1 rRNA gene is annotated in these 255 nt (G+C 50.6%); it reads left to right on the top strand.

From position 1 onward, the window contains the following. Positions 1 to 255: ribosomal RNA gene (locus ACU8YC_RS28745) — 23S ribosomal RNA — on the top strand; the annotation flags it as partial.

The raw sequence follows: 255 nt of genomic DNA, 5'->3' as shown, positions 1-255 counted from the left end.
GGCTAAATACTCCTGACTGACCGATAGTGAACCAGTACCGTGAGGGAAAGGCGAAAAGAACCCCGGCGAGGGGAGTGAAAAAGAACCTGAAACCGTGTACGTACAAGCAGTGGGAGCATCCTTCGGGGTGTGACTGCGTACCTTTTGTATAATGGGTCAGCGACTTATATTCTGTAGCAAGGTTAACCGTATAGGGGAGCCGAAGGGAAACCGAGTCTTAACTGGGCGTTAAGTTGCAGGGTATAGACCCGAAAC

This window comes from Citrobacter sp. VF227 (genome assembly GCF_052950715.1).
The sequence above is the reverse complement of the archived record's forward strand: the minus strand, read 5'-3'. Positions and strand labels throughout refer to the sequence as shown.